At 64.4% G+C, this 15,911-nt stretch carries 14 protein-coding genes; 6 read left to right on the top strand and 8 right to left on the bottom strand.

Features of this window, described 5'->3' with window-relative positions:
- The first annotated feature begins 214 nt into the window (after positions 1 to 214).
- From ABFD92_09110 to ABFD92_09125, 4 genes are read left to right on the top strand one after another with little or no spacing between them, the layout of a single operon-like run.
- Complete coding sequence (locus tag ABFD92_09110; protein ID MEN6504684.1) at positions 215 to 829, top strand: hypothetical protein; 615 nt, start codon at positions 215 to 217, stop codon at positions 827 to 829.
- 17 nt (positions 830 to 846) lie between these two features.
- A complete protein-coding gene (locus tag ABFD92_09115; protein MEN6504685.1) occupies positions 847 to 1,146 on the top strand; it encodes a transcriptional regulator in 300 nt (99 codons plus the stop codon).
- Between the two features lie 28 nt (positions 1,147 to 1,174).
- Positions 1,175 to 2,248, top strand: a complete 1,074-nt coding sequence (locus tag ABFD92_09120; protein MEN6504686.1) for a radical SAM protein — start codon at positions 1,175 to 1,177, stop codon at positions 2,246 to 2,248.
- Positions 2,242 to 2,682: a hypothetical protein gene (locus ABFD92_09125; GenBank protein ID MEN6504687.1), complete on the top strand. Its 441-nt coding sequence runs from the start codon at positions 2,242 to 2,244 to the stop codon at positions 2,680 to 2,682. The genes ABFD92_09120 and ABFD92_09125 overlap by 7 nt, the downstream gene beginning before the upstream one ends.
- Here the strand turns inward: ABFD92_09125 and ABFD92_09130 are convergent.
- Positions 2,597 to 4,267 carry an alpha-amylase family glycosyl hydrolase gene (locus ABFD92_09130; GenBank protein ID MEN6504688.1) on the bottom strand — a complete coding sequence of 557 codons (1,671 nt, stop codon included), beginning with the start codon at positions 4,265 to 4,267 and terminating at the stop codon, positions 2,597 to 2,599. The genes ABFD92_09125 and ABFD92_09130 overlap by 86 nt on opposite strands.
- A 378-nt stretch (positions 4,268 to 4,645) precedes the next feature.
- Between ABFD92_09130 and ABFD92_09135 the strand changes: the two genes are divergently transcribed.
- Positions 4,646 to 5,221 carry a flavodoxin family protein gene (locus tag ABFD92_09135; protein MEN6504689.1) on the top strand — a complete coding sequence of 192 codons (576 nt, stop codon included), beginning with the start codon at positions 4,646 to 4,648 and terminating at the stop codon, positions 5,219 to 5,221.
- A gap of 117 nt (positions 5,222 to 5,338) precedes the next feature.
- On the opposite strand, the gene ABFD92_09140 is transcribed toward ABFD92_09135, so the two are convergent.
- Together ABFD92_09140 and ABFD92_09145 are read right to left on the bottom strand one after the other, a co-directional pair.
- Positions 5,339 to 6,304 (bottom strand): hypothetical protein, encoded by a 966-nt coding sequence (locus tag ABFD92_09140; GenBank protein MEN6504690.1) that lies wholly within the window; start codon positions 6,302 to 6,304, stop codon positions 5,339 to 5,341.
- Between the two features lie 9 nt (positions 6,305 to 6,313).
- Positions 6,314 to 7,033: a hemerythrin domain-containing protein gene (locus ABFD92_09145; protein ID MEN6504691.1), complete on the bottom strand. Its 720-nt coding sequence runs from the start codon at positions 7,031 to 7,033 to the stop codon at positions 6,314 to 6,316.
- A gap of 570 nt (positions 7,034 to 7,603) precedes the next feature.
- Here ABFD92_09145 and ABFD92_09150 point away from each other — a divergent pair.
- Positions 7,604 to 10,309, top strand: a complete 2,706-nt coding sequence (locus ABFD92_09150; protein ID MEN6504692.1) for a LamG-like jellyroll fold domain-containing protein — start codon at positions 7,604 to 7,606, stop codon at positions 10,307 to 10,309.
- Between the two features lie 18 nt (positions 10,310 to 10,327).
- Here ABFD92_09150 and ABFD92_09155 read toward each other — a convergent pair whose 3' ends face one another.
- The 5 genes from ABFD92_09155 to ABFD92_09175 form a co-directional block, all read right to left on the bottom strand.
- Positions 10,328 to 11,080, bottom strand: a complete 753-nt coding sequence (locus ABFD92_09155) for a class I SAM-dependent methyltransferase (protein MEN6504693.1) — start codon at positions 11,078 to 11,080, stop codon at positions 10,328 to 10,330.
- A gap of 66 nt (positions 11,081 to 11,146) precedes the next feature.
- Positions 11,147 to 11,611 carry a RidA family protein gene (locus ABFD92_09160; protein MEN6504694.1) on the bottom strand — a complete coding sequence of 155 codons (465 nt, stop codon included), beginning with the start codon at positions 11,609 to 11,611 and terminating at the stop codon, positions 11,147 to 11,149.
- Positions 11,589 to 12,530, bottom strand: a complete 942-nt coding sequence (locus ABFD92_09165) for a segregation/condensation protein A (GenBank protein ID MEN6504695.1) — start codon at positions 12,528 to 12,530, stop codon at positions 11,589 to 11,591. The genes ABFD92_09160 and ABFD92_09165 overlap by 23 nt, the downstream gene beginning before the upstream one ends.
- Positions 12,530 to 13,990: an LptF/LptG family permease gene (locus tag ABFD92_09170; protein ID MEN6504696.1), complete on the bottom strand. Its 1,461-nt coding sequence runs from the start codon at positions 13,988 to 13,990 to the stop codon at positions 12,530 to 12,532. The genes ABFD92_09165 and ABFD92_09170 overlap by 1 nt, the downstream gene beginning before the upstream one ends.
- 3 nt (positions 13,991 to 13,993) lie before the next feature.
- Positions 13,994 to 15,643 (bottom strand): LptF/LptG family permease, encoded by a 1,650-nt coding sequence (locus ABFD92_09175; GenBank protein ID MEN6504697.1) that lies wholly within the window; start codon positions 15,641 to 15,643, stop codon positions 13,994 to 13,996.
- Between the last annotated feature and the right edge of the window lie 268 nt (positions 15,644 to 15,911).

Genomic DNA, 15,911 nt, shown 5'->3' on the forward strand with positions numbered 1-15,911 from the left:
GCCGGGCGTACGTTGGAGGAACTCATTGGTGTGATCGGCCAAGCTCTCAGGGCCGTGAGCGCGGAGGAGTGCCAAGGCTACTTCCGTAGCTGCGGATACGCTACAGATGATCGCTAGATGCTCTAAGTCCCAAAAGAAAATTGAATCGCCTCTTGACTTGGCCTTGGTGTGAAGTATAAACTAGTTTGTAGTATAAACCACAGGAGCCAGGAACATGGACAAGCAGCAGGCGGCCGAGGAGCTGGCGACCATTCGAGATCTGATTGAGCGCCCCGTGCAACTGTCGGTCATGAGCGGTGCGGCCGGGGTCTTTGCCGCCGCCGTAGCCCTGGCCGGACTTATCGCCGACGCTGTCATCTGGCGATCCATCCCCGCCCGCCTGGCCACCGTGGTGGAGATACTCTTGTGGGGCGGAGTCTTTGTGGCGGCGTTGGCCGGAGCGCTACTGCTGGTCCGCCGACGCGAGCGGAAGATGAGCCTGCCGTTCTGGTCGGCCGCTCGCAAGCGCGAGCTGCGCGCCGCCGGCGCCCCCTTCTGTGTGGGCGTGGCCCTGACGCTGGCCATTATCGCGCAGTGGTTCCTGTATGGATCACAGGTGTGGAGTCTCTGGGGGCTCATCCCTCCGATCTGGATGGCCTGCTACGGCCTGGCGTGCTGGCAGATCAGCGAGTTTGGACCACCCGAGCTTCGCGTGATGGCGGTGGCGTTCATGGCTTCCGCCGTGGCGGCTGTCTTTCTGCCCCTGTACCCCTACCTGATTCTGGCCGTGACGTTCGGCGGGTATCACCTGGTGTACGGCGTGGTGGTGTGGATCCGCCACGGCGGTTGATTCGCAAGGACCAAGCCATGGACGAACGCACCTTCGATCAAATTGACGAGGCGCTTTGCCAGCGGACGCGACTGGCCATCATGGCGTCGCTGGCCGCGGTGGGCAAGCTGGACTTCGTCGAGATTAAGGCCCGCCTGAACCTCACAGCCGGCAATCTCTCGGTGCACCTGTCGGCCCTGGAGAAGGCCCAATATGTTCGAATTGAAAAGAGCTTTCAGGGAAGAAAGCCTCTGACCAGCGTATGGATGACCGATCAGGGCCGCAAGGCTTTGAAGAGGTACGTCAACCTGCTGCAGAGCATCCTGAGCGAGCCATAGGACCCGCCGATGCAGAAAGGGGTGCATCATGAAGTTCAAGTTTGTATTGCCGTCACTGATGGAGGCTTCGGGCGTCTGCAAGAAAGGAGTCAAGTACTACCGTTTTCCGCCGCTGGGCCTGGCGACGCTGGCGGCGTATCTTCCGCCCCAGACGCCGATCGACCTGCAGGACGAGCACGTCGAGAAACTCAATCTCGACGACTCGCCCGACGTGGTGGTGATCCAGGCATACATCTCGTCGGCCTATCACGCCTATCAGATCGCCGACCATTACCGCGCCAAAGGCGCACACGTATGCCTGGGCGGGCTGCACCCCACTTCACTGCCCCGCGAGGCCTCAGAGCATGCCGACAGCGTCTTCCTGGGCCCCGGCGAAGACACCTGGCCGCGATTCCTGCATGACCTGGCCGCCGGCAGACCCCGCAGAATCTACCGCAGCACCCATCGCTGCCTGGTCGGCATGCCGTCGCTGCGCCGCGACCTGATCAAGCGGCACCTCTACCTGGTGCCCAACACGCTGGTGGTGTCGCGCGGCTGCCCGCACCACTGCCAGTTCTGCTATAAAGACGCCTTCTATCGCGGCGGCCCGAGCTTTTACACGATGCGAGTCGACCAGGCGCTGGCCGAAATCCAAAGCCTGCCGGGGCGCCACGTCTGCTTCCTGGACGACAACCTCTTCGGCGACGTCGACTTCGCCCAGCGCCTCTTCGACGGCATGAAGGGCATGGGGCGCGTGTGGCTGGGCGCCGGCACGGTGCAGGCCATCCTGAACCGCCCCGACGTCATCCGCAAGGCTGCCGACGCGGGCATGCGCAGTCTGTTCATCGGTTTTGAAACTCTCAGCGAGGCCAACCTTCGCAGCGTCGGCAAGCTGCATAACGTCCACCGCGACTACAACGCGGCCATCCGCCTGCTCCACGACCTGGGCGTCATGGTCAACGCCAGTTTCGTCTTCGGAATGGACGGCGACGACGAAAGCGTCTTTGCCCGCACGCTGGACTGGAGCGTCAGCCAGGGGATCGAGTCGGCCACGTTCCATATCCTCACGCCGTACCCGGGCACGGGCTGTTCGAGCGGATGGAGCGTCAAGGGCGTTTGCTGACTCGCAACTGGGACCTGTACGACACCCGCCACGCCGTGTTCCAGCCGGTCGGGATGTCGCCCGAGGCCCTGGAGAGAGGCTTCAACTGGATCAACACGCAGTTTGGCACATGGTCGTCGATCTGGAGAGCCGCAGCGACCAAGCCCAACCTGCCCGACCGCCTGAGGCATCTGCTGTTCTCCAGCGGGCTGAGGCAGTGGAAGCGAGTTTGGGCCTGGATGGCCCGCCACCGCTGTCTCCACCGCCTGGTCCCGCTGCTCGAAAGCGTCCTTTCCGCCTTCGGGCGCTATCCGGCTCAACAACGAGACCCGATAGCCGCCCCGACCGTCGAGCAGATTGGCCGCCAGGCTACGGTTGGCGCAGGAAGATTTTGGCCGCCCAGGTTTCGATTTCTACCTCCATGGATCCGCCGCGGTCCTGCGTCTGATCGCTGAAGAACTCCAGCCACTTGCCCGAGCTGGGGAAGGGCACCTGCACGCGCTGGGGATCGGGCGAGAAGTTCGCCGCGACGACCACCTCGTCGCCGGCGCCGTTCCAGCGGTGGTAGACGACGCACTTGCGGTCGGGCAGGATCGAGTCCAGGGCGATGTTCCCCGATCGCAGGGCGTCGCGCGTCCGGCGCAGCCAGGCCATCCGCTTGTAGTGGTCCCGCAGCCCGCTGCCGCCGGGGTACTCCAGCTTCTCCCACTCGATGAAATTGTGGTCCATGTTCTTGGGCTTGTCCTCGCCCCACATCTGACCCTGGTAGAGCATCGGCTCGCCCACGGCTGTGTACAGGATCGTCGCCCCCAGGGCGCTCTTGCGGCGGGCGGTTTCGTCGTCGAACCCGCAGCGCTTGATCTCCAGGATAATCCGCTCCTCGTCGTGGCTTTCGAGGTAGTTGACCATGCAGGTGGGCTTGCGGCCGTAGCCTTCGTTGGCCGGGTCGAGCACGCGGATGGCCGCGTCGAAATCTTCCCATCGGTACTGGTCGAACTCCTTCTGGCAGAGCAGGGCCTTCATCGCCCGGCTGAACCGCCGGTGCCACGCCCCGTCCATTCCGGCGTCGATCAGCATCTCCGGCGCCTCGGGCAGGTGCTCGCCGATGACATACGACTCGGGAAGCACCTCGCGCGCCGCCCGCACGAGGGTGGGAATGCCGTGCCCGTCGTGCGTGACGCCGGTGTACTTGATGAAGTCGAAGCGGAACCCGTGAATGTGGAAGTCGCGCTGCCAATACGCCAACACGTCGCGGGCATACGCCCGGGCGGCCGGCTTGGAGTAGTCCAGCGTCGGCAGACCGTACTCGTTAGGCCCGGCGGGGCTTTGGCCGTACCACGGGCTCTGATCGTACGGGTACATCTGGTTGAAAGGATGCTCGGGACCGGTGTGCGCCAGGACCATGTCCAAAATCACGCCGATCCCGTGGCCGTGGCACTCGTCGATCAGCCACCGCAACTCGTTGGGCGTGCCGTACGCCTCGTTCGGGGCAAAGAGGAACGTCGGCGTATATCCCCATCCGGCGGTTTCATGCACGCCGAAGATCGGCATCAGCTCGACGGCGTTAAACCCGCTGTCGCGGATGTAATCCAGCCGCTCGACGGCGACACGGAAGTTGCGCTGAGGCGTGAAGTCGGCGATGTGCAGCTCGGTGATGACGAGATCTTCGAATTTCGGCCTGGCCCAATCGTCATGCTGCCACTGGTAGGGATCTTCAAGCGGCCTCACGACCGCCTTCCGCGGTCCGTCGCCGGGTTCTTTCTCGATGTACCGCGCGTACGGGTCGCAGATGATCAGTTCGCCGTCGATGAGGAACTGGTAGGCGAATGCCCCTCGCGGCAGCTCGCGCTGGGTGGACCACAGCCCCGAGTCGACCTCGTGCATGGGTTCGGCGTGGGCGTCCCAGTCGTTGAAGTCGCCGATGAGATGGACCGACCGCTTGTTGGGCGCATAGAGCGTGAAGGTGATCCTGCCGTCCTCATCGACCGCGCCGGGAAATGGAAGAGCCGCCGCCTGCACCGCCTGTGACTCGTTGCCCATACGACGCCCCCTTGGATGTTTTGCACAATAATCTTCCGTGTAATTATAGATCGCCTGACAGAACAAGAACGTATCTCAACATTCGATTAGTTACCCGCCGTTAGCTTGAGCCGCAGAGGCGTGGTGCGGCCTTGCTTCACTCGGCCGCAACCACGGGGGCTCTTCGCCGCCCAAAGCCTCGATCAATTTCGCCGGCCGCCGTCGCCGTAGGACCCCAGGCCCCAAGCCGGCCCCCCGTGAGCTTCAGTATGGGGCCTGCCCACGACGCCGGCGGCCTGATCCTGCTGCCGCCAAGAGGGAGGCGCCCGCTCGTTTTGTTTTTTGGTTGCACACGCGGCGCGTCTGATTTCCAATTTGTCCTTTTGAGGAGACCCGCCCATGAAAGTGATCGCGTTCAACGGCAGCCCGCGAAAAGACGGCAACACGGCGGCCTTGATCCGCAAGGTGTTCGAGCCGCTGGAAGATGAGGGCATCGAGACGCAGATGATCCAGCTTGGCGGCAACGCCGTCCGCGGATGCATCGCGTGCTATCAGTGCTTCGACAGCAAAGACTGCCTCTGCGCGCAGAAGAACGACATGGTCAACGACTGCATCGCGGCGATGCGCGACGCTGACGCGATCATCCTGGCCTCGCCGACGTACTTTGCGGACATCACGCCGGAGCTCAAGGCCCTGATCGACCGCTCGGGCCTGGTGGCGCGGGCCAACGGGAACTTTCTGCGTCGCAAGGTCGGGGCCGCGGTGGTGGCTGTCCGCCGCGCCGGGGCCATCCACGCCTTCGACAGCATCAACCATTTCTTCCTCATCGGCGAGATGATCGTGCCGGGCTCGACGTACTGGAACATCTCCATCGGGCGCAACAAGGGCGAAGTCGCCGACGACGAAGAAGGCATGGCCACGATGGCGACCCTCGGGCAGAACATCGCCTGGCTGCTCAAGAAGATCGCTCCATAGAGCGCCCGGGGCGGGGTAGATCAAGCCGCAGAGGTCGCTGAGGACATTAGAAGACAGAACAACTTCTTCCCTCAGCGACCTCAGCGACCTCAGCGGCTGATTTGATCTCTATCCAGGTCACGAACGATTCTGGGCGAAGTGGAAGATCCACCCGCCCAGGACGAACCAGGCGAACAGCGCCAGCAGCACCGCGCCGGACCAGCGGGGTAGTTTGCGAAAGAGCAGCACCGAGGCCACAAACGCCACCGTCAGCACGCACAGGGGCAGATAGAAGCTCACGGCCGCCGGAGGCACCTTGAACGGCGAGATGATCGCGACGACGCCGCCGATGAGCAGAAACCCCGCGATGATCGGCGCCATGATGTTGCCATAGGTGATCTTGGGGGCCGCCTCGCCGGCGGGCGTCTGGCGCCACAGGCGCGGCGCCGCCGGCAGAAGCGCCAGCAGCGTCATCGCCACCGTGGTGTTGGACACCTTCGCGGCGGCTGTCGCGTAGCCCACGCCGTAGACGAGCATGATGGCTCCGGCGGCCAGCCCCGCCACCAGAAGCCCCAGCAGCCCCATCGATTGCAAGGCGCTGAGGGGCAGTTTTTCGTCGCCGGCGGCCGCGGCGTCGCCTGCGGGCTTGACCTCCAGCCCCTTGCGCGACAGGTACAGCAGAAACACCGCCGCCGTGCCAAAGGCCATCAGCAGGGCCAGACCGTCCACCCGCGCCAGTTCGCCGTCGGCGGCCAGCCCCCAGAACAGCAGCACCGCCAGCACCGGAACGATCAGCGTCGCCGCCGGGGCCGCGGCGAAGGTCATCTCCTTGCGGATCACGCCCAGGCCCATCGACAGCGCCATGGCCGCCATCACGCCGCCGACGATAACGCCGATGGCGATCCCCTCCACTGCCGCCAGCGACGCCACCAGGGCGATCAGCAGCGTCTCGGGCACAAAGCCCACCATCAGGACGCTGGTCATCAAGGGAGACAGGCCCAGGCCCATGGCGGAGGCAATCGCCCCGGCCGCCACGCGCCGACCGCACAGGATGACGATTGCCCCGCCGGTCAACAGAAGAAGAAACGCCAGGACCAAACCCATTCGCTTTCCTCAGATGCGGGGCGTAAATCGCGACAGGTCGCCCACATTCAGCGACCTCTCGATCGCGGCCACCCGGTCCACCATGCGGGCGAACCCGTCGCGGCCGAACAACTCCTCTTCGCGCGTCTCGAACCGCTCGCCCAGGCGGCGGTATTCGCTGCAGCCGAACAGCCCCGGCAACGCCGGGAACAGGACAGTACCCTCGCGCGCCGCGTGGGGCAAGTACATCGCGCGATACTGTTTGAGGCTCTGCGACAATCGCGCGCCTTCGCTGTGCCCGGCGTTGCTGCCGGTCAACTCGCGGATGGCGTCGGTCAGGCGCCGCCCGGCGTTGTGCTGAGCCTGAAGAACATCCACCAGGGCGGTAAACCGAGCGTCGGCGCGGGCGCGCGGAAAGACGTGCGTCTCCTCAAGCCTCTCGTGGTAGTCCTCGACGAAGGTCCGCACGACGGCCGCCGCTTCGCCCAGGGGCTTGAGCGGGGCGTCCTCGCCGGCGTCGATGCGCCGCGCGCCTTCGTCGTAGACCACCAGCAGGCGATGCAGCAGCGCGTGCTCTCGCATGAGGTCTTCGGCGGCGCTGATGTCGCAGTCGCCGCCGGTCGCTGCGCCGACGCCGGAGGCGATCCCCAGCTTCTCCGCACAGGCACATCCGCCCAGAACCGCCCCGCCGACGATTCCCGCCGCCGCCTTGAGTGCATCCCGCCGCAGAATGATCTTTCGCGTGTTCATCGCTCTGACGCCCCCTTAGTAGTGAATGGATTTTTCCCCGACGCGGAAGAATTATACGCGGGCAACGGCTGAGACTTGCTGCGATTTGCGACAGCACATCCGCCTGCCGGACCGGACAGCCATGCCTGAGCGATGCTTATAAATCTTTTAGTAGATCGTCATTACATACGATACGATTGCCAGGGGTTATTTGGCATACATGTTGCTAACATTACTATTACCAAAGTGGCTGGCGTTGCTTTGACGGGGGGGAATACGAGCAATAACGATAGAAACCGCTGGATGTTGCCCGACAGTTTCGGGCGGGTTCGCGCCTGCGCCGCAATATGCGGCGCTGAATTATTATCATTGCCGCATTGTGCGCCATGCAAGTCGCGTGTTCAGTGAGTCGATAACCATTTCTATCAGTGATTAACTACTGTCGATGCCGCTGTTTACGGTATTCGCCCGCTGCCGGCTCCCCTTTGGCACAATCGTTGCTCAAGCATGGTGCGGGCAATCGTTCTGACTGCTCTGTGCCGGCGTAGGCACCGACAGAACGATCCGTTGAGTCTCGCGGAGAGATGAATAATGGCATCTAAGACAATGACCATAGCGGCGATTGCTGCGGTGCTCTTGGCCTGTTCAGCGAAGGCCCGCGCCGATGCCGACCCCCCTGCCGCCGGGGCCTTCACGCTGGTCATCATGCCCGACACGCAGAGCTATACACAGCATGACACCGGCCTTCTTTACGCCCAGACGCAGTGGATCGCCGATCACGTCACGAGCAACGCCATCGCCGGCGTCATCCAGGTCGGCGACCTGACCCAGAACAACTACAGCACCGAGTGGGCGACCGTCCGCGGCGCCATGGACAGCCTCAACGGCGTCGTGCCGTACGTGCTAAGCACCGGCAACCACGACTACGGCCCCTGCGGCGATTCCTCCACGCGAAACACGACCTTCAACTCGGCGGCCTACTTTGGCGACGGCACGCCCTACGCCACGCAGGCCTCCATCGGCGGGTTCTTCGAAAGCGGCAAGACCGACAACAGCTACAGCACGTTCACTGCCGCCGGCAAGGAGTGGATCGTCCTGTCGCTGGAGTTCGCCCCGCGCGATTCGGTGGTGGCCTGGGCCGACCAGGTGCTGACCGCTCATCCCGACGCCAAGGCGATCATCACCACGCACGCGTATCTGGACTCGACCGAGCTGCGCTACGACTGGGACGCCTACGGCGCCGCGCAGGAGGCCTCGCCGCGAAGCTATGGCCTGGCCGCCTTGGGCGGCGGCGCTAACGACGGGCAGGACCTGTGGGACTCGCTGGTCTCCAAGCACAATGTCGCGTTCGTCTTCAGCGGCCACGCCCTCGGCGATGGCGCCGCCCGCAACAGTGTCGTGAACGACACGGGCACGACCACGCACGAGATCATGGCCAACTTTCAGGACGGCGTGACCGGCTCGACCAACGGCGGCAACGGCTACCTGAGGTTGGTCGAGATCGTCTCGGCCGACATCGACATCGTCCACGTGCGGACGTACTCGCCCTCGCTCGACGCGTACCTGACGGGTCCGCAGCAGGACTTCCTGCTCATGCCGACGGTGGACACACAGGGCAAACTCAGCCCGCAGGTAGTGATCGACCAGGCGCCCGTGCTGTACCACCGGCTGTCAGCCGAGAGCGGCTCGGGCGTGACCAACTATGGATCGGGCGGCGCCTCGCTGAACGCCGCGTACAGCGGCTCGGGGAACGCGTCGCAGTTTGACGGCAGCGAGGTTGTCGTGACCGATTCGCCCGTTGCCGCGATGTCGCAGTGGTCGGTATCGGCCTGGGTGCGGTCCGCCAGCGCCGCCGGGGCTCAGACGGTCTTCAGCACCGGCAGCGGCGCGTGGAACGACGCGGTGCTTCTGGGCCTTTCGCCCGACGCAAGCACGGCCGCCGATCGCTGGGCCGTCATTCACCAGGACGACCAGACGCACCTGGGTACCAGCGTGACCGACACCGCCGACGCCGTCGCCGGCCAGTGGTATCAGCTCACCGCCGTCAGCACGGGCGGGGTTTTGCGGCTTTACGTCAACGGCGTGCTGAGCGGTCAGAGCGTTTTGAGCGGTCACGATCTGGACCTGGGAGCGGGGCTGCTGACGATCGGGCAGGGCTTCGAGGGCACGATCGCCGAGGTGGCGCTGTACGACCGCCCGCTGGGGACGGTCGAGGTGATGACGCAGTACCAGGCGGCGGGCAACCGCGTGGTGGCCGGCAACGTGCAGGTCGCCGGCGCGACCGACCCCAACAACAATACCGTCGGCGCGGTGACCATTCCTCAGCAGGCGTACCCCGGCCTGGGCGTCAGCTTGGCCAACGAGGGCGACATCGAGTTGACCAAGGCCGGCAGCGGATTGAAATACACCGACGGCGTGCTGATGGCCACGGTTCGCCAGGGCATGCGCGACGGCGTCGTCGGCACGGTCGAGGTCGGGCGCAACAGCTTTGGGACGGGCTTCATGGCGTTGTCCACGACGCAAGCCGGAGCCGAACTCAACGAGATCAACATCAACACGGCTGTGGCGTGGTTCCCCTTCAGCGGCGGCTGGATCGGCGGGCACGTCGACACGACCGGCACGATCATCGCCGGCAACGGCGTGACGCAGTCGATGCTGACGGTGACCGGCGGCGAGGTGGGTCGCAGCACGCTGAACCTGGGCGTCGACTCGCGAACCGACGGGCTGCTGCTGGCCATCGGGGGGGCGAACTGGTACAACGTGGTGCAGACGGGCGTGCTGGCCGACGGCAGCGGGTGGGACATCCGCGTGCAGACCAACACGGCCGACTTCCTCTCTCCCGGCTCCAGCACGTCGGACTTCTCGTTCGTCTACCTGCCGGGAGACACCCCGGGCCTGATCGGCGGGCGCTACGACGGGTATGAGATGAGCAATCTGCTGTCCTTCGGTGATTTCACGATGGTGACGCTGGGCGCCGGGACGTACCGCCTGACCATCGACGGCCAGTCGCCCGAGACGGGCATGCTGCTGCTGAGCGATTCGTTCGAGGTGACCTCCGGCGGTCGCACCGCTCCCGACGACAACATTCTCTGCTACGAATCGGACGGCAACGGCGGGTTCCTGATCTACTCTCGCGACCTGCCGGGTCTGAACCTGCAGCACACGCAGTTTGCCTGGGCGTTTGTGAGCTTCGACGAACCGCTGGGCCTGGGCGAGGTTCACCCCGTGCCCGAGCCGGTCTCGCTGCTGATGATGCTCGGCGTCGCGGCGCCGATCCTCCTGCGGCGAAAGAGATAAGCAGCGGAATACGCGGCGTCACGACCGGGCGAGTTGATAGATCGCGAACCCGTCCTCCTTGCCGATGTACGCTTTCTCGTCCACGAGCTTCCAGTCCGGCGACTGGTCGAACAGGCGCCGGTGCTCGCAATGGAGGTACAGCACATAGACGTCGTGGCGATGGTCCCCGGCCCATCGCTTGAGGTTTGCCAGCAGCTTGGTAAGCACGACATCGTCGAAGGGAGCATACAGGTAGCATACCAGGGGAGAGTCCGGCAACTGGTAGACCGTCGCATCCGTGCAGATGGACTCCAGACAAGCGCACTTTTGTGTCGGGGACTTGTAGACCGCGATATTGTTGACGGCGACGCGATGCATCTCGACAGCAAACTCCACGCCGATGATCCGCTTGAACGGGTAATCCGACGCCAGCAGAAGCGTGCGGCCCTTGCCCGAACCGAAGTCGATGAACGTGAATTGTGAATGATCGATAGGCACCCGCGCCAGGATGCCCCGGAAGATGTTGGTGTCCGAGGGCAGGTATTCGCGTGCGTGGTCCTCGTGCTCGGCAGGGACGGTAAGAGCCCCGATCGGGATGAAGCCGGTGGTGTCGGTGCCGTACTGTTTGTCAAAACTATGATCGAAGTGCTGCCTGCGGATGGCCTTCGAATTGAACGGCAGTTTGGCGTAGATGACCGCATTCCTCCACGCCAGACGCACAAAGCCGATCGGTCCGCGTTTGCGCCACGCCCGTTTGATCCGTCCCCAGACGGTTGAGTGTTTCTTCTCCATGATCGGATTTTGCCCCCAGATGGTTCCGTGGGAATGATAGCGCCCAACGGCCGCCATGGCACTCGATCAAGAGATCATTTCAACGATCAGATCGATCTCTACGGGCGAATTGAGCGGCAACTCAGCGGCGCCTGTGGCGCAGCGCGTGTGCGTGCCCGCTGCCGGACCGAACAGCTCCAGCAGCAGCTCGCTGGCGGCGTTGGCGACTTTGGGTTGATCCGTAAATCCCGCTGAGGAATTGACGAACACGTTCATGCGAACGATCCGGCGGATCGCGTCGAGAGAGCCGGCCACGGCCGCCACTGCCGCCAGGGCATTGAGCACCGCCTGGCGGGCGCACGCTGCGGCCAAGTCCAGCGGCACCTGCACGGGCACCTTGCCGGCGCCCAGCAGTTCGCCCGCGGCCATCGCTATCTGACCTGACGTGAAGACGAGATTGCCGCTGCGCAGGGCCGGCGCGTACAGGCCGACGGCCTTGGGCGGGGTGGGCAATCTCAGGCCCAGTTGTTCAAGCTTCTGCTGGGGGTTCATCGGCAGGCTCGTCTCTCTGCGGCATGGGCGCCTCGCCCATGCTCTGGGGTGGCATGGGCGTCTCGCCCATGCTCTGGGGTGGCATGGGCGTCTCGCCCATGCTCTCTGGATGTGAATCGGGGTGGTCAGGGACACGCACAACGGAGTTGTGCGTGGCACCCGTCTCGCCCGTGCTCTCTGTTGCCGTCGGCGGGTCGGGGTTGAGCACGACTTGGATCTCGCCGAAGTTGGCGTCCTGGCCGACGATGATCGACTTCTGCCGCACCAGTTCCAGCAGCGCCAGGAAGAGGCCGATGATCTCGCTGCGCGAGGTGCGGCCGTGGAAGATCTGGCTGAAGCTCAGGGCCCCTTCGCGGGCGAGGCGGTCGAGGATATCCTGCGAGTGCAGTTCCTGGGGCGTGTCGTCGTAGATGACCTCGTGCTGGCGGGCGGTCTGGCCGATGGCGTCCATCAGCCGCCCGAACGCCGAGAGCAGGTCCCAGATCTGGACGTCTTCGAGGTCCAGCGCCGATTCGTCCTGCCCGCCCACGTGCCCCGGTCGGCGTGGAAATTTCATGGCCTGCTGGGCGGCCGCGTCGGCCAGGTCAAACGCGGCGTCTTTGAACGCCTTGTATTGCAGGAGCTGTCGGACCAGTTCGGCACGGGGGTCGATCTCGAGGCCTTCCTCGCCGCCTTCCTCGGGCGGCGGGGCCGGCAGAAGCATGCGGGTCTTGATTTCCATCAGTGTCGCGGCCAGGACGAGGAAGTCGCCCACGACGTTGGGGTCCAACGCCTTGAGCACCTCGACGTGCTCGATGTACTGCTGGGTGATCCGGGCGATGGGGATGTTGTGGATGTCGACCTCGTCGCGGCGGATGAGGTACAGCAGCAGGTCCAGCGGACCGGCGTAGATGTCGAGGTTGACGCGGTAGTCGCTCACTAGGTTTTCACCGAATCGAGCATGACGACCGCCACCGGGCCGAACAGCAGCACCGGCAGCCACGCCGTCAGCGTCGGCGAGAGGGCGGCGTACTGGCAGATGTAGATGAAGGCATAGAATCCCACGCCCATCGTCACGCCCAGCAGGGTCGAGGCCTTGAGATTCCGCTCGCGCGAGAGCATGAACGGCACGACCAGCAGCAGCAGGATCAGGCTGTTGAACGGCTCGGCGAAGCGCAGGTGCTTGGTCAGCATCGCCCGCCGCGTGAGGTTGGGCAGCGCCCCGCTTTCCAGCATCGCCCCGAGCTGGGCGGTCGAGAGATAGTCCAGCCACCGCGTGTTCTGGCGCAACTGCAGTTCCTTGCTCGTCAGGTCCGACGGGCAGAACACGCTCCCGCCGGTCAGGGTCCACTGACCGCCCTGATCTTCCACGGCCCGATCCGCCGTAATCACCGCCAGGATGCGGTTGTCGGCCCCGCCGCGAAAGATGAACTGCGGCTTGACCAGGATCGACGGGCGGTCCTTGGCGACCGCCGCGGCGCCGCTGACGAACTCGCGAGCCCGCACGTGCATGTTGGACAGCGCGTCCACGCGCTCCACCAGCGAAAGGCCCTTCGCGTTACGCATGTAGCCGGCGTCTTTGGCCGGCGGCAGCGCCCGGCCGTCCATCGACTTGACCAAGTGGTCCAGGTAAGGCTTGGCCGTGACGGAGGTGACGATGGCCTGGCTGTTGGCCAGTTGCATCGGGTTGCCGCTGGTGCGATAGCTGGTGAGCTTTCCGCCGGCGATGAACCATCCGGTCAGGACCTCGCCCGCGGCGGCGGGGTCCGGTCGCAGCAGTTCGAGCTGCCCGGATTTGGCGCTCTGACCGGAGATCATGGCCAGACCGCGGAAATCGGGGCGCTTGTCGTCATTGGCATCCTCTCGAAGGACCACCAGCGGATTGGCCATCACCCCAGTGAGGGCGTCGAACTCGCTGGAGTACCAGGTCGAGTTCGAGCCGTCGGGCGTCAGGAACACCTGCAGGAGCTTGTTTTCGGAGAAGGAGTCGCGGTCGGCCGACAGCAGCGGTCCCAGCGGCGGGATGACGATTTCCTGGTTGATGATATTGAGCCCGCTCAGACCCAGCGCGCAGAGGATGATCGGCAGGATGACGCGGTGGAGGCTTCGCCCCGAGGCCAGAATCGCCGTCAGTTCGTTGGTTCGGTTCATCGTGTACAGCGTCGTCAGGGCGCCGAAGACGATGATGGCCTTGCCCAGTTGCTGGAAATACACCGTCGACCAGGCGGAGTAATACTCCATCGCCCGCCCGAGCGTTGCGCTGACGCCGCCGGAGCCTTTGTTGAACTCGTCGAGGTTGATGAACAGGTCGATCACGATGCGCAGCGACATCATCACGACGAACCACATGAACGTGGTCGTCAGGAAGGTGCGCACAATGTAGCGATCCAGGATCTTCATCCCTCACCTGCGACAGAGATTCACCAATACCGCCGCCGTCGCCAGCGTCATGCCCGCCACGCTGCCCCAGGCCAGGCCCAGACCCACCGCCGTGCTGTTGATGCCCGTGTCGCTGATCATCTGCGTACCCCGGATCACCAGGATCAGCATCACCGACCCCAGCACCGCCGTGATCACGAAGGCCGTCAGGATCTGCCCGCCGCGAAGCAGCAGTCCCATCGCGGCGCCCATCGCCACCAGGATAAAGCAACTGCACGCCATCGCCAGGCGGCGGTGGATCTCGGCGGTGATCTTCGACCGCACGCTGTGCAGCTTCTTCTTCAGACTCGCCACGTGACGCGAGCCGCTGCGCACGACCTTCGGGTCGCCGTTGGCGATCGTCGCGTCGCCGATGTCCTCGACTTCCTTGAGCGTCGAGGCCGGGATGGACATGTTTCCGAAGCTGCGCCGGTTGTGGCGGCTGAGCTGGCTGCTTCCGGACAACTGGCTTTCGACCTCGCCCGACAGGGTGATGCTGACGACCGAGCGGGTGGACAGCGGCGGAACGCCCATGGCGATTCGCCCGGTCGTGGCGGTGATGCGTTCGTGCCACGTGCCGCCTCGCATGACCGTGACGGTGATGGGCGTCAACCCGTCAGGGCGCACCTGGCTGCTCAGATCGACGCCCTTGCCCGGGTCGCGCTTGGCCAGCGGCGCCTTGATCCAGAACGTGTCCTCGCCGGCGCTGAGCCCGCGATAGACCCCTCCCGACTCCAGGTTCTTCATGATCACGTCGATGAACATGTCATGCACCATCTCGCTGCGGATCTGCTCGATGATGCTGCGGATCTCGGCGTTGGCATAGACTTTCTTCTGCGCCTGCATCAACCGCCACCAGTCGTACCAGGACGGGTCGTCCTTGACGCGGTTGGGCATCTCGAACCGCCACGGCTGAAGCGCCTCATTGGCGTCGGACCCGTCGCGGGTGCGAAACGCCATCGGGTCGACCAGATGAATGTCCACCACGTCGTCGCTTTCGCCGAAACTGGCGTGGGCCTTGGAAGCCGTCACGCCGATGATCTCGTCGGGTTCCTTGACGGCGCCGGGGGTCTTCTTGTCGTCTTTGGGTCTCTTGATGTTGATCGCCACCACGCCGTAGAGCACCATGCCCTGCTCGCTGTCGCGGGCGACGGTGTCGGCATGGACGATCAGCGACTTGCCCTGCTCGAAGTATCCCTGGGTCTCGAGCTTCTTGGAGATCAGGGCCATCATGTTGTCTTTGACGCGTTTCTGGACCAGTTCGGCCATCCGCGGGGTCACGAAGTTGCTCAGCACCAGCGACAGGAGCGCCACCGTCACCCCCAGCGCCAGGGCGGGGCTCAGGACGTTGAGCGTCGAAAGCCCGCTGGCGCGGCAGGCGGTCATCTCGTTGTCCTGGCTGAAGCGCCCGTAGACGATGGTCGAGGCGAACAGCGCCGCCACGGGCAAGGTCATCGAGAGCATGATCGGAATGGTATAGAAAATGAACTCGGCGACCTGCGCCGAGGCCAGTCCCAGCTTCCGCAGCGGCTCGACCACCGTGAAAACAGTGAACAGCAGCGTCGAGACCACCAACGCCAGGACCGCGACTTTCAGCAAATCGCGGCCGATATATTTATGCAACGTTCTAACCACGTTGCGATGCTCCGTCGGTTAGGGGAGAGCGGCCGCAAGCCCGGGCCGACCCGTGGCCCACCCCCTGGGCTGACCCGCCGAACGAACATGCTATCCGCCCCGGCCGTTTCAGGCAACTCTAATTGCCCGTCGAGCATCTTCCGTGAGCGACCGGATTTCCTGGCAGGAAATCCGGTCGCTCACAGAGCGGGAGAAAGTAGTGAGTAGAGAGGAGAAAAAGCGGCCAACGCCTTATCAGACCTGCCATCGCGGCCTATCGCCCGGACTT

This window comes from Planctomycetaceae bacterium (genome assembly GCA_039680605.1).
In the GTDB taxonomy this organism is placed as follows: Bacteria; Planctomycetota; Phycisphaerae; order SM23-33; family SM23-33; genus JAJFUU01.